Source organism: Rhizobium sp. BK312 (assembly GCF_014193605.1).
In the GTDB taxonomy this organism is placed as follows: domain Bacteria; phylum Pseudomonadota; class Alphaproteobacteria; order Rhizobiales; family Rhizobiaceae; genus Rhizobium.
Genome location: NZ_JACHZP010000003.1, coordinates 600,316 through 622,768 on the forward strand (window position 1 = coordinate 600,316; position 22,453 = coordinate 622,768).

The following is a 22,453-nucleotide window of genomic DNA, read 5'->3' on the forward strand; positions in this document are numbered from 1 at the left end:
GCTCCAATGTGATAACCTAGTTATAACATTGGAAGAGGACTACCTCAATGCGCAAGGCTCTGTGCGGCGATTGCTGCTCTGGCTTTCACCCGGACCTGCCATAGCGAGTGAGCGGCCAGTGCCAGGATCAGTATCGCGCCGCCGGCTAGCGTCATGTTGGTCGGGGCCTCCGAGAAGATCAGCCAGACCCAGATCGGCGCCAAGATCGTTTCTAGGAGGTAGAACATCGCCACTTCCGGTGCCGAAAGAAAACGCGTGCCCGTCGCAAGGCACCAGAAAGAAAGCGGCATCAGCACGGCGCCGTCAAAAAGGATCCAGCCGGGATGGTCGATGGAAAAGCCCGAGGGTATCATATGATAGAGCCCGACTGCCGCCGGAATGACGGCCGCCAGCAAGGAAGCAAAACCCATATCCCGGCCTGAGGCGCGACTGATCGTGATGGCGCAGGCGATGGAAAGCGATGCGAGCACGGAAAGTGCGTCGCCAAGCAGATGCCCAGCCTCCATGCCGTCACCGACAATCAGACCAACACCGAGGATCATGACAGCCATGGTAATGAAGGTGGAAAGGGCAGGGCGCTCTTTCAGGAAAATCCAGGACAGCAGCGCGGTGAACATCGGGTTGAGCGCGATGATGAAGACCACATTTGCCGCCTTGGTATAATAGACGGCGAGAAGAAAGGTGATGGTGGTCAGCCCATAGAAGAAGCCAACGGGAATTCCGAGCCAGCCCGGCAGTACAGTCTTCAGCGAGCCAGTGACCCGGTGAATGACGAAAAGGGCGGCCAGCGCCACGACGATGGTCGCAAGGCTGCGAGCCGACAGCACCGACCAGACTTCACCGCTGGAAAGCCGTATCAGCGGGATATCCATCGACAGCGCCAGACCGCCGAGCGTCGTCAGCAGCAGGCCCTTCTTATGGTCCGAGAGATGGGAAAACATTCAGCGGAAGGTATCTTTGTCGCCGTCGGCTGCCGGATCGAAACGTTCCCAGCCGCGCGGCGTCAGATGTTCCTGCGGCTGAAAGCGGGTCTTGTAGTCCATCTTGCGCGAGCCCTTGACCCAATAGCCGAGATAGACGTGCGGCAACCCCAGCGCCTTCGTCCGCTTGATATGATCGAGGATCATGAAGGTGCCGAGTGATCGCTCGTCGAGATCGGGATTGAAGTAGGAATAAACCATGGACAGCCCGTCGCTCATCACATCGGTCAGAGCCGCGGCCAGCAGTTCACCCTTCGGACGCTGCTCCAGCCCTGAACCTTCCTCGCGACGGCGATATTCGATGATGCGCGTGTTCACATGCGTGTCCTCGACCATGATCGCATAGTCGAGCACGGTCATGTCGGACATGCCGCCTTGCTGATGACGATAGTCGAGATAGCGGCGGAAGAGCGAATATTGCTCGCTGGAGGGCTGCGCCGGAAATTCGGTGGCGATGATATCGCTGTTGGCCGTCAGCACCCGTTTCATCGATCGGGTGGGCTCGAACTCTTGCGCCAGGATGCGGACCGATATGCAGGCCCGGCACGATTCGCAGGCGGGACGATAGGCGATGTTCTGAGAACGCCTGAAGCCGCCCTGCGTCAGGATATCGTTCATCTCGGCGGCACGAGGCCCCACAAGGTGCGTGAACACCTTGCGTTCCATCTCATGCGGCAAGTACGGGCAGGAAGCCGGTGCCGTCAGATAAAACTGCGGAGATGGCGTCGACTGCGTGTTCATCTGCCGTTGATTGACCTTTCTTTCGGCACCCGTTTTCTACCAGCATGGCCCAAGTTTAGAAAACGTCAACTACGTCCTTCGCTAAAGATCGAAGTTTCCTAATGGACCATGCACAGAAATATCTCCCCGCGGGCCATCAGGCGCGCGGGAAATCATAGGGTGTCCTATGCTTATGCGTTGTTTTAGGCCGTCCGTGCGATGACCGTGCCAAGCAGCAGGTCATGCACCAGCCGGCTGCGGTCGGTGAAAAGGCCCACCAGCAGGATCAGCGGCGTCAGGACGGAGTTCAGAATCCAGAACAGTGCCAGATGGACGATCGCCGTCAGGAAATCCATGCGCCGGCCGTCGACACGAACCATAGTGAGGCCCATGGCGCGCATGCCGAGCGAAGCCTGGTAGGGACCGCCGAGCGTCCAGCCGAAATAGAGACCCGCAACGAGAACGAACAGCACCGGATAAAGGAAGAAGCCGAGCCCCAGCGTCAGGATCGAAACGAAAAACAGCAGTACGGCCGCGGGAATGCACAGTAGCGCGACGATGATGTAGTCGACGATGAATGCAAAGATGCGCCGGCTCAGCACGCCACTATAGGCGCGCCAGTCGTCCGGTGCTGCATAGAGCGGGCTGGGGTTTAGGCTCATTGCTTTCCTCCTTGGGAAACATTCGCCGAAGATATGGTATCAGCTGCGGCAAATACAATAAGCCGGCAGCCCGAAGCTATTTCTTCGCCAGATGTCTCGCCACGTCGACAGCGAAATAGGTGAGGATGCCGTCGCAGCCGGCGCGCTTGAAGGCGAGCAGGGTTTCGAGCATTACCTTCTCGCCGTCGATCCAGCCATTGGCGGCGGCAGCCTTGATCATCGCGTATTCTCCGGAGACCTGATAGGCGAAGGTCGGAAGACCGAAGGCTTCCTTCAGCCGCCAGCAGATGTCGAGATAGGGCAGGCCAGGCTTGACCATCAGCATATCGGCGCCTTCTTCGACGTCGAGCGTGGCGTCGCGCACGGCTTCAGTGCCGTTCGCTGGATCGATGTAATAGGTCTTCTTGTCGCCCTTCAGCAGGCCGCCGGTCGAGATGGCCTCCCGATAGGGGCCATAGAAGGCCGAGCTGAATTTCGTCGCGTAGCTCATGATGCCCACGCTCTGGTGGCCGGCCGCATCGAGCGCCTGGCGGATCGCGCCGATGCGACCGTCCATCATTTCCGAAGGCGCGATGATGTCTGCTCCGGCATCCGCCTGGTAGACCGCGGCACGCGCCACCTGTTCGACCGTCTCGTCATTGACGATTTCATTGCCGCGCAGGATGCCGTCATGGCCGTGGCTGGTGAAAGGGTCGAGAGCGACATCGGTGATGACGCCAATGTTCGGCACGGCCTTCTTGATTGCGGCGGTAGCGAGATTGATGAGATTGTTCTTCTCGAGGCTGTTGGAGCCGGTCTCGTCGCGCAGCTCCATTTCGATGTTGGGGAAGGTGGCAAGCGCGGGGATGCCGAGATCGGCCGCTTCCTTCGCTGCTTCCACCGCCATGTCTACGGTCATGCGGTTGACGCCAGGCATGGCAGGGATCGGCTCGACGATGCCGGTGCCCGGGATCACGAAGATCGGCCAGATGAGATCGTCGACCGTCAGCCGGTTTTCCTGCACGAGACGGCGCGTCCAATCGGCCTTGCGGTTACGCCGCATGCGCCGATGGCCGGTGATCTCGTCAACGAGATGCGTCTTGTTCTCCATGATGCCGCCATCCTTCTTCGTCTATTTATGGCATTCTATATGGGGCGCGTACCTATCACGCCGTCCCCAGGATTCAAAACAAGGCGAAAGGCCGCAGCCATTATATTCTGGCGAGGCACGTGCCTCCTACGTATTGTTCGCGCATGGAACCTGATTCTTCGACCGTACCCAAGAATACGCTGACGGACATCCTGTTCGTGCTGTTCCTGCGGCTGATCGCGATCGCCTGCTTTTGGCTCGGCCTGCAATATTGGGCCATGCTGGTCGGTTACTCGCTGGACGGCCATGCGCGCTTCGATCTACTCGCTCTCCCTTGGAAGGTCGCGGGCGCTGGGCTTGCGGTGGTTTTCCCGGTCGCTGCCCTCGGATTGTGGCTTACTGTCTCCTGGGGGCCGGTCATGTGGGTGGTGGCGGCAGGGGGGCAGGCACTGATGTATGGCGTATGGCCCGAGATATTTGGATCCAATCCGCTGATCATGATCTTGCATGCCTGCGTCGCCGTGATTTATTGCCTTTTCCGCATTCTGTTGTGGCAGGAGAAACGCCGGCGCCGTCAGCAGCAGGTAATGGTTGATTTACCCTGAGACAGCAACACGTCCTGGTAAGGTGCTGTTAAGCCTGCAGTTTAAGTAGAATTTTATGTGTATTCGATAGGGTCTCACTCAAGGCGGGAAGAAAACGACACCGCCAAACAAAACAGAGTGAGGCCAAGTCATGATGAACACGAAAATCAAGCCGCAGGCAGTTGCAAACGCTCGGGATCAGCAGGTTGATGACATCCGGGCTCTCTACATGGAATCCCTTCACCTGGTCGAGCGTCTGCACCGCCGCCTGCTTGATGTTATCAAGGACGAGTTCGACCGTCAGGGTCGCGACGACGTCAACGCCGTCCAGGCGCTGCTCCTTTTCAATATCGGCAATTCCGAGCTGACGGCCGGCGAACTGCGCTCGCGCGGTTTCTACCTCGGCTCCAACGTTTCCTACAACGTCAAGAAGCTGGTCGACCTCGGCTTCATCAACCATCAGCGCTCGCGCATCGACCGCCGCTCGGTCCGCATCAGCCTGACGGAAACCGGCCAGGATATCGCCGAAACCGTTGCCAAGCTCTATGAGCGCCACATCGGCTCGATCGACAAGGTCGGCGGCATCGGCACCGACGAGTTCACCCAGATGAACAAGCTCCTGCAGCGCCTCGACCGCTTCTGGAACGATAGCATCGCTTACCGCATGTAAGTAGCGGTGGCGGATCCATCATAAGACCTTCCGGTAAAAGCAAGCTGGACACGTTCCCTGCGTGTCCGGCTTTAATGCGTTACCGGCGCGGCTGTTGTGCGTTTTTTGCCACGTCCGTGCGTCACCTTCCGTCACATGTGACGTCCAGAGTAGCTAAGCCATTGACGCCGGTTCAAGACGCGCTATGAACCACGCGCAGTTGTGGTATTTTAGCAAATGCGGTTTGGCTTTTCCTCAACGTCGCTCGGCAGTGCAAGTTCCGTGCCGGACGACACGAATTGGCCATATTGCTATGACAGCGGAAACTGACGGCAAGCGGCGTTCTCGAATTTCGATCTTAAGGCCTGAAAGTCTTCGCTTCGCAATATTGTGATAGTTCGTGGCGAAGTTTTTGGTGGTGCGTTAAGGCTGCGGATTGATACTGAGCGGCGTTACTTGGCGCGAGCTAGCGCTATTTACTGCTTCCTCTCTTGGCTGCGCATGATTTGGATCGCAGTGTTGAACGGTTGGGATATGTCGAAGAAAAACGGAATTGAACCCTTTTCGCGCCGCTCTTTCCTGCGGTCGGCCGCAACTCTTGGCGCTGCCGCACTGGCCGCTCCGGCCCTTGCGCAAAACGCAACTCCGCTTGAGGCGTTGATCAACGATCGCTCCCGCGGCAATTGGGACGACCAGTTCGACGCCAAGGCTGCGGCGCGCACCGCCGCCGCCGTCCAGTCGAACGCGCCAATCCTCGGGCCAGATTCCGTACCGAACATTCAGCAGGCGATCGCGCAATATCAGAACATTGCCGCCAACGGCGGATGGCCGCAGATCAATCCGACAAGCCAGCAGGCGCTGCAGCTCGGTGCAACCGATCCGGCCGTACAGTCGCTGCGTCAGCATTTGATGATTACCGGCGACCTGCCGCGTGAGGCGGGTATATCTTCTGCCTTCGACTCCTATGTCGACGGTGCGGTCAAGCGTTTCCAGGCCCGTCACGGACTGCCGGCAGATGGCGTCCTCGGAGATTTCACCCTGAAGGCGATGAACATCCCCGCCAATGTCCGACTGCAGCAGCTCAACACCAATCTCGTCCGCCTCCAGACGTTCCCGTCCGACCTCGGCCGTCGTCACGTCATGGTCAATATCCCGGCGACACGTGTCGAAGCCGTCGAGGACGGTCAGGTGGCGCTGCGCCACCAGGCGATCGTCGGCCGGGAATCGCGGCCGACGCATATCATCAATTCAAAGATCTACGAGGTCATCCTCAATCCATACTGGACGGCACCGCGCTCCATCGTCGTCAAGGACATCGTGCCCTTGATGCGCAAGGATCCGACCTACCTGACGAAGAACAACATTCGCCTTATTGACGGCAAGGGCCAGGAAGTAGCGCCCGAGACGATCGACTGGAATTCGGACAAGGCGCCAGACCTGATGTTCCGTCAGGACCCGGGCAAGACCAACGCCATGGCGTCCACGAAGATCAACTTCCACAACCCCAACAACGAATACATGCACGACACGCCGGAACAGGGCCTGTTCAACAAGTTGATGCGTTTCGATAGCTCAGGCTGCGTGCGCGTTCAGAACGTGCGCGACCTCGCGACCTGGCTGCTGGCCGAAACGCCCGGCTGGCCGCGTCAGCACATCGAGCAGGTCATCTCCACCCGCGTCAATACGCCGATCACCTTGGCGTCGGAAGTGCCTGTCTATTTTGTCTATATTTCGGCCTGGAGCGCCCGCGACGGCATCGTCCAGTTCCGCGACGATATCTATAATCTCGACGGCAATTCCCAGTTGGCGCTCAATACAACCCAGGGCATGGAGCAGCCGGTTCAATAATCGGCATTGTTCGGATCCCATCTGCATGGAAGCCGCATCTCAGGATGCGGCTTTTTCGTTTGCCGGGGTCGCTCTGCGTAGAATGCTTACTGCGCCGCGCGTCCCTGGACGCGCAAAGGACGCAGTAACGCTTTGAAATGGCGCATAATCTTTTCCGAAATCCAGCAGGATTTCGGGATTATGCGCGCAAATGTCGCTGGTCGTATTGCTCTCCGGCGACCCTGACGTTAATACCGTTTGCATTGCCCTTCCGGCCCGTTCAGGAGCTTTCACGATGACCAACGCGTCCACCGAACCCTTCTTCAATCGCTCGCTTGCCGATACCGATCCGGAAATCTTTGGTGCGATCGGCAAGGAACTCGGTCGCCAGCGGCACGAAATCGAACTGATCGCCTCGGAAAACATCGTCTCGCGCGCCGTGCTGGAGGCGCAGGGCTCGATCATGACCAACAAATACGCCGAGGGATATCCGGGCAAGCGCTATTATGGCGGCTGCCAGTATGTCGATATCGCCGAGGAACTCGCCATCGAGCGCGCCAAGAAGCTGTTCGGCGTCAACTTCGCCAACGTTCAGCCGAATTCCGGTTCGCAGATGAACCAGGCCGTGTTCCTGGCGCTCTTGCAGCCCGGCGACACCTTCATGGGTCTCGACCTGAATTCGGGCGGTCACCTGACGCATGGTTCGCCGGTCAATATGTCCGGCAAGTGGTTCAACGTCGTGTCCTACGGCGTGCGCGAAGGTGACAACCTGCTCGATATGGACGAGGTGCAGCGCAAGGCCGAGGAAACCAAGCCGAAGCTCATCATCGCCGGCGGCACGGCCTATTCCCGCATCTGGGACTGGAAGCGCTTCCGCGAGATCGCCGACAGCGTCGGCGCCTATCTGATGGTCGACATGGCCCACATCGCCGGTCTGGTTGCCGGTGGTCAGCATCCGTCGCCGTTCCCGCATTGCCATGTTGCCACCACGACCACGCACAAGTCGCTGCGCGGCCCGCGCGGTGGCATGATCCTCACCAATGACGAGGATCTGGCGAAGAAGTTCAACTCGGCCGTCTTCCCCGGCCTCCAGGGCGGCCCGCTGATGCATGTCATCGCCGCCAAGGCGGTTGCGCTCGGTGAAGCGCTGCAGCCGGAATTCAAGGACTACGCCGCCCAGATCGTCAAGAACGCCAAGGCGCTTGCCGAAACGCTGATCTCCGGCGGCGTCGACGTCGTCTCCGGCGGCACCGACAACCACTTGATGCTGGTCGATCTGCGCAAGAAGAACGCCACCGGCAAGCGCGCGGAAGCCGCCCTCGGCCGCGCCTACGTCACCTGCAACAAGAACGGCATTCCCTTCGACCCCGAGAAGCCCTTCGTCACCTCAGGTGTCCGCCTCGGCACCCCGGCCGGCACGACGCGCGGCTTCAAGGAAGCGGAATTCCGTGAAATCGGCAATCTGATCATCGAAGTGCTCGATGGCCTGAAGGTCGCCAATTCCGACGAAGGCAATGCTGCCGTCGAGGCTGCCGTGCGCGAGAAAGTGGTCAAGCTCACCGACCGCTTCCCGATGTACGGCTACATGGGCTAAGGAGAGCGCATGCGCTGCCCCTATTGCGGCTCAGAAGACACCCAGGTCAAGGACTCGCGCCCGGCGGAGGACAATACGTCCATCCGCCGTCGGCGCATTTGTCCGGATTGCGGCGGCCGCTTCACCACCTTCGAGCGCGTGCAGCTGCGCGAGCTCATGGTTATCAAGAAGACGGGCCGCAAGGTGCCGTTCGATCGCGACAAGCTGGTACGCTCCTTCGAGATCGCGCTGCGCAAACGCCCGGTTGATCGTGACCGGATCGAGCGGGCCGTATCGGGCATCGTGCGCCGCCTCGAAAGCTCGGGCGAGACCGAAATCAGCTCCGAGCAGATCGGCCTGCAGGTGCTGGAAGCGCTGAAGAGCCTTGATGACGTCGCCTTTGTGCGCTACGCCTCCGTCTACCGCGATTTTTCGCATGCGGAGGATTTCGAGCACGTGATCGACGAGATCAACGCCAAGATCGCTCGCGATCCGCTGGACCCTTGACCATGGCGCTGCGGCCCGAGGACGAGCATTTCATGGCCGCGGCCATCCGTCTGTCGCGCCAGCATCTGGGGTTGACTTCCACCAATCCATCCGTCGGCTGCCTTATCGTCAAGGATGGCGTGATTATCGGCAGCGGTGTGACCGCGCTTGGCGGGCGTCCGCATGCCGAGCCTCAGGCGCTGGCCGAGGCAGGTGAGGGGGCCACAGGTGCCACCGCCTACGTGACGCTTGAGCCTTGCTCGCACTACGGCAAGACGCCGCCATGCGCCGAGGCGCTGATCGCTTACGGCGTGGCACGCGTCGTCATCAGCGTCACCGATCCCGACCAGCGCGTCTCCGGGCGCGGCATCACCATGCTGCGCGAGGCCGGCATTGAGGTCGATACCGGTGTTCTGGAGACGGAAGGCAGGCGATCTCTCGCCGGTTATCTCATGCGCCAGACGAGAAACCGCCCCTATGTGACTCTCAAGCTTGCGATTTCCGCCGATGGCATGATTGGCAAGACGGGCGCGGGGCAGGTTCGCATCACCGGCGATGCCGCACGCGCTGAGGTGCAGATGCTGCGAGCCGAAAGCGATGCCATTCTTGTCGGCATAGGTACGGCGATAGCAGATGATCCGGAATTGACCTGCCGGCTCCCCGGCCTGGAGGATCGCACGCCGCTGCGCATCGTCATTGACGACGAGCTGCAGCTTCCCCTTGGCAGCAAGCTGGTCCGCACGGCCCGGCAATATCCGGTGATCGCGGTCGCCGGCCATCCGCCGCCGTTTGACGAGAATACCGACGCCGCATTCCTCGGACGCCGCGCAGCACTGGATGCCGCCGGCGTCGAGGTCTTGCAATCCAATTCGAGCGAGCCGGGCGAGCTACTGGAGGCATTGGGCACCCGTGGTATCTCGTCGCTGCTGGTGGAGGGGGGCGCCAAGACGGCACGGCGCTTCCTCGACGCTGGAATGGTCGACCGTATCCTGCTGTTTCAAGGTCCTGCCGAGATCGGCGAGGGCGGTATTGAATCGCCGGTTCTGAAATCCAATATCCCAGCTGATTTTATTCATGTTGGCCAGAGCCGCTTCGGCGACGATCTCTGCGACGAATACGAAAGAGGTTTTTGATGTTTACCGGAATTATCACCGACGTCGGCACGGTCGAATCCATTTCCCCGTTGAAGGAAGGCATCAAGCTGCGCGTTGCCACCAATTACGATCCCACGACGATCGATATGGGCGCATCTATCTCGCACGCCGGCGTCTGCCTGACGGTTACGGGTCTGCCTGAACAGGGCAGCAACGGACGATGGTTCGAGGTCGAGGCCTGGGAAGAGGCTCTCCGCCTGACGACCATCGGCACCTGGGAAGCAGGCGCCAAGATCAATCTTGAACGCTCGCTGAAGATCGGCGACGAACTCGGCGGTCACATCGTGTCCGGCCATATCGATGGCAAGGCGGAAATCCTGTCGGTAACATCAGAGGGTGAGGCCACGCGCTTCCGTCTGCGCGCGCCGGAACATCTCGCAAGGTTCGTCGCGCCGAAGGGTTCGGTCGCGCTCGACGGCACCTCGCTGACCGTCAATGCCGTCGAGGGTACGGAGTTCGACGTGCTGCTGATCCGCCATTCCCTGGAGGTCACGACCTGGGGCGAGCGCAAGGCTGGCGACTTCGTCAATTTCGAAGTCGATACCATGGCACGCTACGCCGCGCGTCTGGCGGAATTCCCCGCGGTCCGCGAATCCTGAGTTTCGTAAGCTCGCCGCAAGAAGACGTCGATCGACGCCTTTCCGGCCTAAGCAAGTGTTTTTTCCATAAGAAAATTCGACAATATCTGGCCGCGCTTTTCCGCTTGCTGCGCAGCTAAGATGATAAAGCCTCTGCGCTCGAAGAAGGGGCGGGCGGTCAAGCTTGCTTCGGTGAAAATCCGTTGCAAGCCCTGTTCGCGAGCGGCCCTTTCGACTGTCCCTAGTAAAAGGCTGGCGACGCCCTTTCCCTGATAATCCGGCGAAACGAACATCATATCCAGGCATCCATCCGGTTTTAGATCGGTAAAGCCGATGGGGGTAGAACCATCGACAGCAAGCCAGGTCGGCCGGCTTGCCCGATACTGTGCCCAGACTCCGGCATCATCGACCTTTGCCCAAGCAGCGACCTGCTCCGGACTGTAGTCTTTCGATGCGACCTCCCGAATGGCCCGCAGGAAAATCTCGATTGTGGCTCGGGCGTCGCTTGGTTCGTAGCGTTTGACAGAAAACCTTTTCTGCGAAACCGGCACGATGATTCACCCCTGCAACGGCTAACGTTCGAAGATGGCATTGGATCTGTCCTTGAGCATGAGCTCATCGATACGCCGGAAGCCGATCTTTTCGGCAACCCGCAACGACGGTAGGTTCTCAAGGTCTACGATGCAGGTCATGCGCCGTCCTGCGAACTGTCTGTCCGCCCAGGCGATGGCCGCACTCATGGCCTCCGTCGCATAGCCCTTGCCCTGCATCGGTGGCGTGATGCCCCAGCCGGCTTCCAGCGTGCCTTCCGTCATCGGCGTCATGTCGCGATGCAGGTCCAGGAATCCCACCTCACCGATCAACCGGCCGCTTTGGCGTTCCTCCACAGCAAAGAAGCCGAAGCCGAGATGATGCCATAGGCCGGCATAGCGCAGCAGGCGGGCCCACACTTGCTCGCGTGTCGGCATCTCGCCGCCGATGAAGCGGACGATTTCCTTGTGTTTCCAGAGCTCGAGGAATTCGTCGAAATCATCAAGCGTATGGCCGCGCAGCAGAAGCCGGTCGGTCGTCAGTGTCGGTATATGGGTCATCGGATTAAATCTTTGCCGAAAATGTTTTTGGTGATGGTCAGTCGTTCGAGGCGCCGGGCTCGCCGTCCCAGTAGTCGAGATTGGTAGCAGCGGCGCGGCCGATGGCACGGAACGCCGTCTTGCCGTCGCTATAGGTTTTGGCCAGGAACTTGCCGGAATCGGGATATTCGACGATCTCGGTTCGAGCCTTGGTGGAAATGGCGAGGTAGGTGAGCACGCCGGGGCCGACATTGATCAGCTGATGCGCTGTTTCGGGGCCGCCGGCCGGAGCTCCAAGAACATCGCCTTTGCCAACTGCGATGCGCTGGTCGCCGAAGCGATATTCGCCTTCACCGTCGAGAATGACGAACATCTCCTCCTCGACGTGATGATTGTGAAACGGACAGCCGGATTTGCCCGGAGGGACTTCGTTGTAGCTGATGCCGAGCTGCCTCAGCCCGAGCTTCGCCCCGAAGGAGGTGTCGCTGCCGGCAAAGAAGCTGCCTTGCTGCCAGTGTTCCAGCTCGAGTTCGCCGACATTGACGGCGGGTGCGGATTTCTTCGTCATGAACCTCCCCCTTGCAGGCTTCAAATTATTATCGAAGCGGTTGCGTGTGCGGAAGCCACAATTTCCGCGGTGCGCCGATCATTTCCAAATAGGGTCGGAATCGGCGCAGACCATTGAAAAACACTTGCCAAGCGAGGCCCGCCGTGGTTTGACCCGGGCCTAACAAGGTGCCGCGCCCTCTCAAATCGCAGGTGATGTATGACCAGCTCTTCCAACGCTCATATCCTTATCGTCGAAGCCCGCTTCTATGACGATATGGCCGATGCCCTGCTTGATGGCGCCAAGGCAGCTCTCGACGAGGCTGGCGCGACTTATGATATCGTGACAGTGCCCGGCGCGCTGGAGATCCCGGCGGCAATTGCCATGGCGCTTGATGGCGGCGACAATGGTAATGTTGTTTATGACGGCTATGTGGCTCTCGGCATGGTTATCCGCGGCGAGACTTATCATTTCGATATCGTTGCCAATGAATCCTCGCGGGCGCTGATGGATCTGGCCGTCAGCGAATCCCTCGCGATCGGCAATGGTATTCTTACCGTCGAGAACGATGAGCAGGCATGGGCGCGTGTGCGCCGTTCGGACAAGGACAAGGGCGGTTTTACCGCCCGTGCGGCGCTGACCATGATCGCGCTGAAAGAGAAGTTGGGTGCATAATACATGAGCAATCAGGATAACGAGCGACCGGCCAAGCCCGCCAATCAGCGAGGTGCCGCACGTCTGGCGGCGGTTCAGGCGCTCTATCAGATGGATATCGGCGGAACCGGCGTTCTGGAGGTGGTGGCTGAATACGAGGCGCACCGCTTGGGGCAGGAGTTGGATGGCGAGACCTATCTGAAGGCCGACGCATCCTGGTTTCGTTCCATCGTGGCGGGCGTCGTGCGCGAGCAGACGCGGCTCGATCCTCTGATCGGCTCGGCCCTTCAGGACGACTGGGCACTGTCGCGTCTCGACAGCACAGTGCGCGCCATCCTGCGCGCCGGCACCTTCGAGCTTATCGACCGCAAGGACGTCCCGGTCCCGGTCATCGTCACCGAATATGTCGAGATCGCGCATGCCTTCTTCGAGGAGGATGAGCCGAAGCTCGTGAATGCCGTGCTCGACCGAATCGCCAAGCAGGTTCGCGGCGAAGCGAAGAAATAAAACCGCGCCGGACGCTCGGATCACGGCATAACGCATTTTCGTTTCCTTCGTTCGCGCCTGATTTCATCTTCGAATATTCTTTTGAACCTTCTGCGGGTGTTTTACCCGCGGACGGTCTTGACGCGACGTTTTCCCACCATCAATCTCGCAACTGCACATCAGCCGATCTCCTGGAGGAGGGGACCGACCGTTGTTGCAGGCGGCCGGGGGAGGAGTGAACCGCCGGCTTTTTTGGAGGGAAAAAGCGAAATGTCGATTCTTTTAGGAGTAATCGCATGCGGACTGCTCTCGGTGATTTACGCCGTATGGGCAACCCGGTCGGTGCTCGCTGCCGATCAGGGCAATGCCCGCATGCAGGAGATTGCCGGGTATATTCGTGAAGGAGCGCAAGCCTATCTGGCGCGCCAATATAGAACCATCGCCATCGTCGGGATCATCGTTTTCATCGCGGCCTGGCTCCTCTTGTCGGCCGAAGCCGCTTTCGGCTTCCTGATCGGCGCAATCCTCTCAGGCGCCGCAGGTTTCATCGGCATGCATGTCTCCGTGCGCGCCAATGTCCGCACCGCGCAAGCCTCGTCGCAGAGCCTGTCCGCAGGCCTGGATATCGCCTTCAAGTCGGGTGCCATCACCGGCATGCTGGTTGCAGGTCTCGCTTTGCTCGGCGTTTCCATCTACTTCTACGTCCTGACCGGTATCCTCGGTCATGAAGCCGGTTCGCGTGACGTGATCGATGCGCTCGTCGCCCTTGGTTTCGGCGCCTCGCTGATCTCGATCTTCGCCCGTCTCGGCGGCGGTATCTTCACCAAGGGTGCGGATGTCGGCGGCGACCTGGTCGGCAAGGTCGAGGCCGGTATTCCGGAAGACGATCCGCGCAATCCCGCCACCATCGCCGACAATGTCGGCGACAATGTCGGCGATTGCGCCGGCATGGCGGCTGACCTGTTCGAGACTTATGCGGTTTCGGTTGTCGCGACCATGGTTCTCGCCTCGATCTTCTTCGCCGGCTCGCCGCTCCTTGGTTCGGCCATGATCTATCCGCTGGCAATCTGCGGCGCCTGCATCATCACCTCGATCATCGGCACCTTCTTTGTGAAGCTCGGTGTCAATGGCTCGATCATGGGTGCCCTCTACAAGGGGCTTATCGCAACCGGTGTCTTGTCGATCGTCGGTCTGGCCGCAGCGACGTCATTGACCATCGGTTGGGGTTCTGTCGGCACGGTGGCCGGCTTCGACGTCACCGGGACAAAGCTGTTCGCTTGCGGCATCGTCGGCCTGATCGTTACGGCGCTGATCGTCGTCATCACCGAATACTACACCGGCACGAACAAGCGGCCGGTCAATTCCATCGCCCAGGCGTCGGTCACCGGTCACGGCACCAACGTTATCCAGGGCCTTGCCGTCTCGCTGGAATCGACGGCACTGCCGGCGATCGTCATCGTTGGCGGCATCATCGCTACTTACCAGCTTGGCGGTCTATTCGGCACGGGTATTGCGGTTACCGCCATGCTCGGCCTTGCCGGCATGATCGTCGCTCTCGATGCCTTCGGCCCGGTTACGGACAATGCCGGCGGCATCGCGGAAATGTCGCATCTTCCGCCGGAGGTGCGCAAATCCACCGACGCACTGGACGCGGTCGGCAATACCACCAAGGCCGTTACCAAGGGTTACGCCATCGGCTCGGCCGGCCTCGGCGCGCTCGTGCTGTTCGCTGCCTATTCGAACGACCTGCAGTATTTCGCGGCTCACGGTGACAAATATCCGTACTTCGCCAATATCGGCACGATCTCGTTCGAGCTTTCGAACCCCTATGTCGTTGCCGGTCTGCTGTTCGGCGGCCTCATTCCCTATCTCTTCGGCGGGATTGCAATGACGGCCGTCGGCCGTGCCGCCGGTTCGATCGTGGAGGAGGTGCGCCGGCAGTTTCGTGAGAAACCCGGCATCATGCAGGGCACGGAGCGTCCCGATTACGGCCGCGCCGTCGACCTTCTGACCAAGGCCGCCATTCGGGAAATGATCATCCCGTCGCTGCTGCCGGTTCTGGCGCCGGTTGTCGTCTATTTTGGTGTCCTGCTGCTTTCCGGCTCCAAGGCATCGGCCTTTGCCGCTCTCGGCGCTTCCTTGCTCGGCGTAATTATCAACGGCCTCTTCGTCGCCATTTCGATGACGTCGGGCGGCGGTGCTTGGGACAACGCCAAGAAGAGCTTCGAGGACGGTTTCGTCGACAAGGACGGCACGCGTCATATGAAGGGCTCGGAAGCCCACAAGGCTTCAGTCACGGGTGACACAGTCGGTGATCCCTACAAGGACACGGCAGGCCCTGCAGTCAATCCGGCGATTAAGATCACAAATATCGTGGCCTTGCTTCTGCTTGCTATTCTCGCCGGCTAAGCAAACTGAATGCAAAAGAAAACCCGCGAGACGCCATGGCTCGCGGGTTTTTCGTTGAAGCGGTATCCCGGCTTATTGGCCCGGGTTGAGGTTGTTGAGGAAGTTCCTCGCGCCGTTGACGCCGCTGCCGCTGCCCTGGAGGATCTGCTGCAGGAAGGTGATGTCGCGGCCGCCGGTTGGGGTCGTGCGGCTGATCATGTCGAAGACCCTGCCGTCCTTAAGCGTATAGTTGGCTTCCTGCTTCACCACGCCGTCCTTGTCGAAATAGATCGCAAGAATGTTCTGGTCTACCAGCTTCGGCTTCATGAAGGCGGCGGCACGCGTGCGCTTCTGGGAGATATAATAGAAGACTTCACCGTCAAAGGTCGCTGTGGTCGAGGGCGTACCGAGCGAAAGCAGAACCTGCTCGCGGCTCGAACCGACCGGCGCAAGCGCCAGCGACTGCGGATCGAAGATGTAGCCGTTGTTCATGACCTCGCTGGTCTTGCAACCGGAAAGGCCCATGGTCGCAATCACCAGGGCGATGGCGGCAGTGCTGCTGAAAGTAATGTCAGACTTGAAATACCGTCTGGTCAACGACATCTCATCTCCCCTAATGAATCAATCCGATGGCCGGACGGCCGGTATGACCTTGCTGTACACATCATTGTGTCCTTTCCGCGATGGCAAAAGGCACAATCATGTTGTTCGGCACTCTTCGTCACCGATCATGCACAACGTGACGACGGTAAGGGCTGGAGCCTCGAAGCGGGCACAAACGGCATTGCAATTCGCGCCTGCTTCGGTAAACCAGCTTTTGCGTGGATGCAACAAGGCCAAGCAAAAACGGGGCGCTCCGAGGGAGCCAATTCCGGGAATTTTCATGATTTTTGGGCTCTTCCGCAAAAGAAATCACAATCAGATCATCGTCGTCAGGCAGTACGAAACCTTGACCTCCGTGGCGCGGCAGCCGGTTTTTTATACCGATTACAACGTGCCGGATACGGTGATGGGGCGTTTCGAGTTACTGTCTGTCATGATGATCCTGTTCTTTCGCCGCACGCGGTCTTCGGCGACAAGCGGTCAGGAACTAGCGCAGGAAATTGTGGATGCTTTCTTCGAGGACATCGATTATTCGATCCGCGAGCTTGGTATAGGCGACAATAGCGTGCCAAAGCGCATGAAGAAGCTGGCCGGCATGTTCTATGGACGCCTCGAAAGCTATGCGAGCGCCATGGATGTCGATGATCGCGCCGCGCTCGCCGTGGCGTTACAGCGCAACATCTATCCCAGGGCGAATGAGGCCGCGGCTTCCATGAGTGCATTGGCCGATTGGATGATGATCGCGGAAGCGCATCTGGCGACCGTCACGGAAGATCAGATCGCCACGGGCTCGGCGACGCTGCCAGTGCCAGACAAAGTCGGTCAACAAGCCGGTTAGGAGATAAAAATGAAAAGACACGACTCCGATGAAACGCCGTTTTCCTATCCCGTGAAGGTAGGGCATATCTCGGCCAATCCGGTGGATGTGCACATCGAGGCTGATGACCGCGAACTGGTTGGGCTCGCAGCCCTTTGGGATGTTCTCTCGGTCAGCAAGCTCGAAGCCGATCTCAAGATTTCGCGCTGGAAGCGCGACGGCGTGCGCATCAAGGGCAACGTGAAGGCAAAGATCGTTCAGGCTTGCGTTGTCACACTCGAGCCGGTCGAATCTGATATCGATGAGGACTTCGAGCATATTTTCGTGCCCGAGGATTCCAAACTGGCGCGCGCGCCTTCTGTGGATGCCGGAGAAATGATACTTGATCCCGATGGTCCGGATCTTCCGGAGACCTTCACCGGCGATACGATAGACGCTGGTGCGGCCGTTGCGGAATTTGCCGCTCTCGCCATAGATCCTTATCCGCGCAAGCCTGGCGTCGAGTTCGAGGCGCATATTGAAGATACCGGTGAAGACGACAGAAAGCCTTCGCCCTTTGCCGTTCTGAAAGATTGGAAAAAGGAATAGGCCCCGGTGCCGTTCGAGCACAATTCAGTTGTCACCGGGGGAGAAAACGGTATTTTGACGCCAAATTCGCCCGTCGCGGCGGAGAAAAAGGACTAGGGACGCGTGATCAGAATTTCTCTTGACCTAATGGGTGGCGACTTCGGCCCTGAGGTTGTTGTTCCCGGCGCGGCCAAGGCGCTGGATAGGCATCCCGATATCACGTTCGTGATGTACGGACAGAAGGAACGCTGCGAGGCGGTCCTCGCCAAATATCCCAAGCTTCGCGAGAAATCGGTCTTTCACGAATGCGAAGTTGCCATCAGTATGGATGAGAAGCCGAGCCAAGCGCTTCGCCGCGGTCGCTACGTCTCCAGCATGTGGCGCTCGATCGAGGCGGTAAAGACGGGCGACGCCGATGTCGTCGTATCCGCCGGAAACACCGGCGCGCTGATGGCGATGGCGAAATTCTGCCTCCGCACCATGGCCAATATCGAACGCCCGGCAATTGCGGCGATCTGGCCGACGCTGCGCGGCGAAAGCATCGTGCTCGATGTCGGCGCTACGATCGGCGCCGATGCCCAGCAATTGCTCGATTTCGCCCTGATGGGTGGCGCCATGGCACGCGCGCTCTTTGAGATTGAACGGCCGACGGTCGGCCTGCTGAATGTCGGCGTCGAGGAAATCAAGGGTCAGGAAGAGGTCAAGGACGCCGGGCGCCTGATCCGCGAAGCCAATCTCGAATCGCTTGAATATTACGGCTTCGTCGAAGGCGACGATATCGGCAAAGGCACCGTCGATGTCGTCGTCACGGAAGGGTTTTCCGGCAATATCGCGCTGAAGGCGGCCGAAGGCACGGCAAAGCAGATCGGCGCCTATCTGCGCGCCGCGATGTCGCGCACGCTGCTTGCACGTATCGGCTATGTATTAGCCAAGGGCGCCTTCGATCTGCTGCGCGAGAAGCTCGATCCCAGCAAGGTCAATGGCGGCGTATTCCTCGGCCTCAACGGTATCGTCATCAAGAGCCATGGCGGAGCCAATGCAGAAGCCTTCGCAGCCGCCATTGATGTCGGCTATGATATGGCCAAGAATGGGCTCACGCAGAAAATCGAAAACGATTTGAAGAGATATCATGCCAAACGGCTGCCCCCTATCGGGCCGGAAGCGGCATGAGAGACGGGGTACAAGCAGAATGATCCGTTCAGTTGTTCGCGGTTTTGGGGCGGCGCTCCCGAAACGCGTCATGACCAATGCCGAGATGGAGCAGGTCGTCGATACCAGCGACGACTGGATCGTCCAGCGCTCGGGCATTCGTCAGCGCTATATCGCCGGCGAAGGTGAAACCACGGCTTCTCTCGGCGAGCAGGCGGCGCGTGCTGCCCTTGCCAATGCCGGCATGACGCCGGATGATCTCGATCTGATCATCGTTGCCACCTCGACGCCGGATAATACTTTTCCCGCGACGGCGGTGAATATCCAGAACCGGCTCGGCATGCATCATGGCTTTGCCTTCGATGTTCAGGCCGTCTGCACCGGCTTCGTCTATGCCGTAACCACGGCCGACGCCTATATTCGCGGCGGGCTTGCCAAGCGCGTGCTCGTCATCGGCGCCGAGACATTTTCCCGCATCCTCAATTGGACCGATCGTACGACCTGCGTTCTCTTCGGCGACGGTGCCGGTGCGCTGATCCTGGAAGCCGGCGAGGGGACTGGCGCCAATAGCGATCGCGGCGTGCTGACGGCAAGCCTGCGCTCCGACGGTTCGCACAAGGACAAGCTCTATGTCGATGGCGGGCCGTCCACGACGGGAACGGTCGGTGTCCTGCATATGGCAGGCCGCGAAGTGTTCAAGCACGCCGTCGGCATGATTACCGACGTCATCCAGGCCGCATTCGATGCGACGGGTACCACGCCCGACGATCTCGATTGGCTCGTGCCGCATCAGGCCAATCGCCGCATCATCGATGGCTCCGCCAAGAAGCTCGGAATTGCTCCCGAGAAGGTTGTGGTCACTGTGGATCTTCACGGCAACACGTCGGCGGCATCCATCCCGCTTGCGCTTGCCGTGGCCGCTGGTGACGGACGGATCAAGAAAGGCGATCTGGTGATGCTGGAGGCCATGGGAGGCGGCTTCACCTGGGGCGCGGTCCTGCTGCGCTGGTAGCGCCGCATCTCTAAAAGCCGTTCCGAACAAGAGCTTGACCGTTCGGCGCAACGGCAATAGTCTCGCAAAACTTGAAGAAGATTACGCAGCAAAATGGGCGGGGAGCTATGACGGGCAAGACAGTGACGCGCGCAGACCTGGCGGAGTCGGTATTCCGGAAAGTCGGTCTCTCCAGAACGGAGTCGGCGGAACTCGTCGAGACTGTGATCGATGAAATTTGCAACGCCATCGTGCGTGGAGAAACGGTAAAGCTCTCCTCGTTCGCGACATTCCAGGTGCGCGACAAGAATGAGCGCATCGGCCGCAATCCGAAGACCGGTGAAGAAGTGCCGATTTCTCCGCGGCGTGTCATGACCTTCAAGGCGTCGAACGTTCTGAAGACCCGTATCCTCAAGGCTCATACGAGCCGCAAGGCAAAGACCAAGCCGGCAAATCCCGCCTCCTGATCATCCTCGCGATTTCGATTTCGGCTGGCCACATGCCTTGTGACGCCGTCGTTTTAGGCCGATCTGCTTGCCGATTTGTCGCAAGCTTGTGTAACGGCTGAATATCTGACTTGAATTTCCTCCGCCAAACCGTTGAAATATGGTGAGTCGTATCGTCGAGCGATACGAACGCCGAAATCCGCTTATGTGTGATCCGGCTAAACGGCACCGCATGTGCAGTGTGGGAGTATGATGATGGACAAGAGCCCGGATGCGTTCCGCACGATCAGCGAAGTCGCGGAAGACCTTGATCTGCCGCAGCATGTCCTACGGTTCTGGGAAACTCGGTTTCCGCAGATAAAGCCGATGAAGCGGGGCGGCGGCAGGCGCTATTATCGCCCCGAGGATGTCGACCTGTTGAATGGCATCCGCCATCTGCTCTACGATCACGGCTATACGATCAAGGGCGTCCAGAAGCTCCTGAAGACCAATGGCAACAAGTTCGTCATCGCCGTCGGGCATGGCGATCTCGCCAGTGTGGAAGCGCTTGCCGCTGCGCAAGAGCCCGCCGCCGTCGAGCCTCGCGTTGCCTCCGCCAATTCCGAGGAAGATCAGATCGTCGGCCGCGCCAAGGCGCCGATCAGCCGCCGCTTCTTCAATTTCGTCAGCGGGGACGACGGCGTGCCGGATGTTTCCATCGGAAAATCGAGCGTCGGCAAGGAAGATCGCGCTTTGCTTCAGGAGACGCTTTACGATCTTCTGGAATGCAAGCGCCTTCTTGACCAGGTGCGATGAGGCTGGCAGCCACGCTGGATTGCTGCTGAAGCATATTGCCTCTTCCAAATGACATTCGAGAACTGTGGCGATGGAGTTCATGCACGTATTGGATGCGCGCAAGCCGGTGGTTTTCTTATCGCGAAGGCTGAGTGACATTATTGTCACATCACTCACCCTTCTGCGCCGTGAAAATTAGTTCGTAAACCTTATTAACTTGATGAGTGGAGATCACAGGTCCAGTTTGACGGCGAAGCTTATGGCTTCGCCCTGTTTTGAGGGAACAGTCAGGCCATGGAGGGGCACGTTGTTGTCTGCCGGGAGACTCCATCTCTGACGAATAGTCGAATGGAGATATCATGAACATCAAGAGCCTTCTTCTTGGCTCCGCCGCTGCTGTCGCCGCAGCAGGCGCTGGCCATGCCGCAGACGCCATTGTAGCCGCTCAACCCGAACCGCTTGAATATGTCCGCATCTGCGATGGATACGGCACAGGTTATTTCTATATTCCCGGCACGGAAACCTGCCTGAAGATCGGCGGCAAGGTTCGCACCGAAGGCGAGTGGTATGACGCCTATAATCCGCGCAGCAGGGTCGGCACCCTTTGGCACGAGCGTGTCGAGCTCAATGTCGACACCGCGACCGACACCGAATACGGTCCGCTGAAGACCAACACCATTTTCCGCTGGGAGTGGAACGATGGGGGCGCAACCAACTCCAAGTTGCTGTTCGCCAATATCAGCCTCGGCGGCTTCACGGTCGGTAAGCTCGACTCTCAATACAATCTTTACGTGGGCTATGCCGGCGACGTCATCAACGACGACGTGATTTATGACGGCCCATACGAGCTCAATCAGTTGACCTATAAATACGAGCCAGACAATGGCTTCTCGGCTGTGATCTCCCTGGAAGATTCCAATTCCACCTCCGACGGCGAGGCCTCTTACGGCGCCGGCTGGTGGACGGATGACAAATCCAACCACTATGCTCCCGACGTCGTTGCCGGCCTTGGTTACAAGGCAGGCAACTGGGGCATCAAGGTTGTCGGCGGCTATGACTCGATCGTCGAGGAAGGTGCCATCAAGGCTCGTCTTGACGCCAAATTCGGTGGCGTCGAAGCCTTCCTGATGGGGGGCTGGAATACGGACGGCGACAAGCTGAACAAATATGCCGGCACCAACCAGGATATCTCGGCCTGCACGAAATCGAACGGCACCGTCAATGCCGCCAAATGTGGCTGGGGTGACTGGGCTGTTTGGGGCGGCGTCGGCGTTCCGGTCAACGACAAGCTTAAGTGGAACCTCCAGCTTGCCTATACCGAGTCCAAGATGTTCGAGGCGACCACGAACCTCAAGATCTATCCGGTGAAGGATTTCCTGGTCGAGCCGGAACTCACCTATGTGCATTACGACTACATCAAGGATGACACGGTCGCCGGCATCCTTCGTTTCGAGCGGAACTTCTGATCGAAAGCGTTCCCCGGCTTGGATAGTCTGCGGGTTTGCTAATCGGATACGGGCCTCGTCATCCAGCGAGGCCTTTTCATTTTGTGCTAACCCGCTATCCCGCTGTTAAGCACGATACGATCTCTGCGTGCAGTTTTACCATCATTCGGCGGATTTTCATCTTATGCTTGGTAGGGTCGGCTTGCTAAAGCTTACCTTTGGCTGTATTTCGCT

Annotated in this window: 24 protein-coding genes and 1 pseudogene; 17 read left to right on the plus strand and 8 right to left on the minus strand. The window is 59.2% G+C overall.

The genetic code is table 11. The annotated features are described in order from the left end of the window. Nucleotides 1-44: 44 nt before the first annotated feature. From FHT85_RS11535 to hemB, 4 genes are all read right to left on the minus strand, one after another. Nucleotides 45-941 carry a DMT family transporter gene (locus FHT85_RS11535; RefSeq protein WP_112410637.1) on the minus strand — a complete coding sequence of 299 codons (897 nt, stop codon included), beginning with the start codon at nt 939-941 and terminating at the stop codon, nt 45-47. Further along, entirely contained in the window at nt 942-1,721 is a 780-nt protein-coding gene (locus FHT85_RS11540) for an arginyltransferase (protein WP_112337870.1), read from the minus strand. Between the two features lie 182 nt (nt 1,722-1,903). Next, on the minus strand, nt 1,904-2,362 hold the full coding sequence (locus tag FHT85_RS11545; protein WP_075852219.1) for an RDD family protein: 459 nt from the start codon (nt 2,360-2,362) through the stop codon (nt 1,904-1,906). A gap of 76 nt (nt 2,363-2,438) precedes the next feature. Further along, a complete protein-coding gene (gene hemB, locus FHT85_RS11550) occupies nt 2,439-3,452 on the minus strand; it encodes a porphobilinogen synthase (protein WP_112410636.1) in 1,014 nt (337 codons plus the stop codon). A gap of 143 nt (nt 3,453-3,595) precedes the next feature. Here hemB and FHT85_RS11555 point away from each other — a divergent pair, with 143 nt between their 5' ends. From FHT85_RS11555 to FHT85_RS11585, 7 genes are all read left to right on the plus strand, one after another. Beyond that, entirely contained in the window at nt 3,596-4,036 is a 441-nt protein-coding gene (locus tag FHT85_RS11555) for a DUF6163 family protein (protein ID WP_112337868.1), read from the plus strand. 133 nt (nt 4,037-4,169) lie between these two features. Then, nucleotides 4,170-4,685, plus strand: coding sequence for a transcriptional regulator LdtR (ldtR, locus tag FHT85_RS11560; RefSeq protein WP_041677845.1), 516 nt, complete (start codon nt 4,170-4,172; stop codon nt 4,683-4,685). A 513-nt stretch (nt 4,686-5,198) separates the two neighbouring features. Continuing rightward, nucleotides 5,199-6,512 (plus strand): murein L,D-transpeptidase, encoded by a 1,314-nt coding sequence (locus FHT85_RS11565; RefSeq protein ID WP_112337867.1) that lies wholly within the window; start codon nt 5,199-5,201, stop codon nt 6,510-6,512. Nucleotides 6,513-6,786: 274 nt separating this feature from the next. Next, complete coding sequence (gene glyA, locus FHT85_RS11570) at nt 6,787-8,085, plus strand: serine hydroxymethyltransferase (protein WP_015339424.1); 1,299 nt, start codon at nt 6,787-6,789, stop codon at nt 8,083-8,085. Between the two features lie 9 nt (nt 8,086-8,094). Then, the gene (nrdR, locus tag FHT85_RS11575; protein WP_015339425.1) at nt 8,095-8,571 is read left to right on the plus strand and encodes a transcriptional regulator NrdR; all 477 of its coding nucleotides are present in this window, start codon (nt 8,095-8,097) and stop codon (nt 8,569-8,571) included. A 2-nt stretch (nt 8,572-8,573) separates the two neighbouring features. After that, complete coding sequence (ribD, locus tag FHT85_RS11580) at nt 8,574-9,683, plus strand: bifunctional diaminohydroxyphosphoribosylaminopyrimidine deaminase/5-amino-6-(5-phosphoribosylamino)uracil reductase RibD (RefSeq protein ID WP_112410635.1); 1,110 nt, start codon at nt 8,574-8,576, stop codon at nt 9,681-9,683. Beyond that, a complete protein-coding gene (locus FHT85_RS11585; RefSeq protein WP_112410634.1) occupies nt 9,683-10,303 on the plus strand; it encodes a riboflavin synthase in 621 nt (206 codons plus the stop codon). Before ribD ends, FHT85_RS11585 begins: the two co-directional genes overlap by 1 nt. Nucleotides 10,304-10,350: 47 nt before the next feature. On the opposite strand, the gene FHT85_RS11590 is transcribed toward FHT85_RS11585, so the two are convergent. From FHT85_RS11590 to FHT85_RS11600, 3 genes are read right to left on the minus strand one after another with little or no spacing between them, the layout of a single operon-like run. Beyond that, on the minus strand, nt 10,351-10,833 hold the full coding sequence (locus FHT85_RS11590) for a GNAT family N-acetyltransferase (protein ID WP_112410633.1): 483 nt from the start codon (nt 10,831-10,833) through the stop codon (nt 10,351-10,353). Between the two features lie 21 nt (nt 10,834-10,854). Next, on the minus strand, nt 10,855-11,373 hold the full coding sequence (locus FHT85_RS11595) for a GNAT family N-acetyltransferase (protein WP_112410632.1): 519 nt from the start codon (nt 11,371-11,373) through the stop codon (nt 10,855-10,857). 37 nt (nt 11,374-11,410) lie between these two features. Next, entirely contained in the window at nt 11,411-11,920 is a 510-nt protein-coding gene (locus FHT85_RS11600) for a cupin domain-containing protein (RefSeq protein WP_112410631.1), read from the minus strand. Nucleotides 11,921-12,118: 198 nt separating this feature from the next. Between FHT85_RS11600 and ribH the strand changes: the two genes are divergently transcribed. The 3 genes from ribH to FHT85_RS11615 all read left to right on the plus strand — a co-directional run bounded on the left by ribH (nt 12,119) and on the right by FHT85_RS11615 (nt 15,448). Then, nucleotides 12,119-12,574 carry a 6,7-dimethyl-8-ribityllumazine synthase gene (gene ribH, locus FHT85_RS11605; RefSeq protein WP_112410630.1) on the plus strand — a complete coding sequence of 152 codons (456 nt, stop codon included), beginning with the start codon at nt 12,119-12,121 and terminating at the stop codon, nt 12,572-12,574. Between the two features lie 3 nt (nt 12,575-12,577). Next, entirely contained in the window at nt 12,578-13,060 is a 483-nt protein-coding gene (gene nusB, locus FHT85_RS11610) for a transcription antitermination factor NusB (RefSeq protein WP_112337861.1), read from the plus strand. Between the two features lie 249 nt (nt 13,061-13,309). Continuing rightward, the gene (locus FHT85_RS11615) at nt 13,310-15,448 is read left to right on the plus strand and encodes a sodium-translocating pyrophosphatase (protein ID WP_112337860.1); all 2,139 of its coding nucleotides are present in this window, start codon (nt 13,310-13,312) and stop codon (nt 15,446-15,448) included. A 72-nt stretch (nt 15,449-15,520) separates the two neighbouring features. Here the strand turns inward: FHT85_RS11615 and FHT85_RS11620 are convergent, their stop codons facing one another. Beyond that, nucleotides 15,521-16,030, minus strand: a complete 510-nt coding sequence (locus FHT85_RS11620) for an outer membrane protein assembly factor BamE (RefSeq protein ID WP_015339434.1) — start codon at nt 16,028-16,030, stop codon at nt 15,521-15,523. A 222-nt stretch (nt 16,031-16,252) separates the two neighbouring features. On the opposite strand from FHT85_RS11620, the pseudogene FHT85_RS30520 reads away from it, so the two are divergent. From FHT85_RS30520 to FHT85_RS11655, 7 genes and pseudogenes are all read left to right on the plus strand, one after another. Then, nucleotides 16,253-16,868 (plus strand): annotated as a pseudogene (locus tag FHT85_RS30520) (ubiquinol-cytochrome C chaperone family protein). A gap of 9 nt (nt 16,869-16,877) precedes the next feature. Next, nucleotides 16,878-17,435: a YceD family protein gene (locus tag FHT85_RS11630; protein ID WP_112337858.1), complete on the plus strand. Its 558-nt coding sequence runs from the start codon at nt 16,878-16,880 to the stop codon at nt 17,433-17,435. 102 nt (nt 17,436-17,537) lie between these two features. Further along, nucleotides 17,538-18,584: a phosphate acyltransferase PlsX gene (plsX, locus tag FHT85_RS11635; protein ID WP_112337857.1), complete on the plus strand. Its 1,047-nt coding sequence runs from the start codon at nt 17,538-17,540 to the stop codon at nt 18,582-18,584. 19 nt (nt 18,585-18,603) lie between these two features. Continuing rightward, the gene (locus FHT85_RS11640) at nt 18,604-19,575 is read left to right on the plus strand and encodes a beta-ketoacyl-ACP synthase III (RefSeq protein ID WP_112337856.1); all 972 of its coding nucleotides are present in this window, start codon (nt 18,604-18,606) and stop codon (nt 19,573-19,575) included. Between the two features lie 107 nt (nt 19,576-19,682). Next, nucleotides 19,683-20,021 (plus strand): integration host factor subunit alpha, encoded by a 339-nt coding sequence (locus tag FHT85_RS11645; RefSeq protein WP_041677339.1) that lies wholly within the window; start codon nt 19,683-19,685, stop codon nt 20,019-20,021. Nucleotides 20,022-20,249: 228 nt separating this feature from the next. Further along, nucleotides 20,250-20,795, plus strand: coding sequence for a MerR family transcriptional regulator (locus FHT85_RS11650; RefSeq protein WP_106997502.1), 546 nt, complete (start codon nt 20,250-20,252; stop codon nt 20,793-20,795). 338 nt (nt 20,796-21,133) lie between these two features. Beyond that, complete coding sequence (locus FHT85_RS11655; RefSeq protein WP_112410628.1) at nt 21,134-22,240, plus strand: porin; 1,107 nt, start codon at nt 21,134-21,136, stop codon at nt 22,238-22,240. Nucleotides 22,241-22,453 lie beyond the last annotated feature (213 nt).

Coding starts and splice junctions, on each gene's coding strand:
- nusB (WP_112337861.1), top strand. CDS start 12,578: ATGAGCAATCAGGATAACGAGCGACCGGCCAAGCCCGCCAATCAGCGA.
- FHT85_RS11620 (WP_015339434.1), bottom strand. CDS start 16,030: ATGTCGTTGACCAGACGGTATTTCAAGTCTGACATTACTTTCAGCAGC.
- FHT85_RS11535 (WP_112410637.1), bottom strand. CDS start 941: ATGTTTTCCCATCTCTCGGACCATAAGAAGGGCCTGCTGCTGACGACG.
- nrdR (WP_015339425.1), top strand. CDS start 8,095: ATGCGCTGCCCCTATTGCGGCTCAGAAGACACCCAGGTCAAGGACTCG.
- hemB (WP_112410636.1), bottom strand. CDS start 3,452: ATGGAGAACAAGACGCATCTCGTTGACGAGATCACCGGCCATCGGCGC.
- FHT85_RS11555 (WP_112337868.1), top strand. CDS start 3,596: ATGGAACCTGATTCTTCGACCGTACCCAAGAATACGCTGACGGACATC.
- FHT85_RS11645 (WP_041677339.1), top strand. CDS start 19,683: ATGACGGGCAAGACAGTGACGCGCGCAGACCTGGCGGAGTCGGTATTC.
- FHT85_RS11630 (WP_112337858.1), top strand. CDS start 16,878: ATGAAAAGACACGACTCCGATGAAACGCCGTTTTCCTATCCCGTGAAG.
- ldtR (WP_041677845.1), top strand. CDS start 4,170: ATGAACACGAAAATCAAGCCGCAGGCAGTTGCAAACGCTCGGGATCAG.
- FHT85_RS11595 (WP_112410632.1), bottom strand. CDS start 11,373: ATGACCCATATACCGACACTGACGACCGACCGGCTTCTGCTGCGCGGC.
- FHT85_RS11600 (WP_112410631.1), bottom strand. CDS start 11,920: ATGACGAAGAAATCCGCACCCGCCGTCAATGTCGGCGAACTCGAGCTG.
- FHT85_RS11545 (WP_075852219.1), bottom strand. CDS start 2,362: ATGAGCCTAAACCCCAGCCCGCTCTATGCAGCACCGGACGACTGGCGC.
- FHT85_RS11640 (WP_112337856.1), top strand. CDS start 18,604: ATGATCCGTTCAGTTGTTCGCGGTTTTGGGGCGGCGCTCCCGAAACGC.
- FHT85_RS11540 (WP_112337870.1), bottom strand. CDS start 1,721: ATGAACACGCAGTCGACGCCATCTCCGCAGTTTTATCTGACGGCACCG.
- FHT85_RS11565 (WP_112337867.1), top strand. CDS start 5,199: ATGTCGAAGAAAAACGGAATTGAACCCTTTTCGCGCCGCTCTTTCCTG.
- FHT85_RS11655 (WP_112410628.1), top strand. CDS start 21,134: ATGAACATCAAGAGCCTTCTTCTTGGCTCCGCCGCTGCTGTCGCCGCA.
- FHT85_RS11650 (WP_106997502.1), top strand. CDS start 20,250: ATGATGATGGACAAGAGCCCGGATGCGTTCCGCACGATCAGCGAAGTC.
- glyA (WP_015339424.1), top strand. CDS start 6,787: ATGACCAACGCGTCCACCGAACCCTTCTTCAATCGCTCGCTTGCCGAT.
- ribH (WP_112410630.1), top strand. CDS start 12,119: ATGACCAGCTCTTCCAACGCTCATATCCTTATCGTCGAAGCCCGCTTC.
- FHT85_RS11615 (WP_112337860.1), top strand. CDS start 13,310: ATGTCGATTCTTTTAGGAGTAATCGCATGCGGACTGCTCTCGGTGATT.
- ribD (WP_112410635.1), top strand. CDS start 8,574: ATGGCGCTGCGGCCCGAGGACGAGCATTTCATGGCCGCGGCCATCCGT.
- FHT85_RS11585 (WP_112410634.1), top strand. CDS start 9,683: ATGTTTACCGGAATTATCACCGACGTCGGCACGGTCGAATCCATTTCC.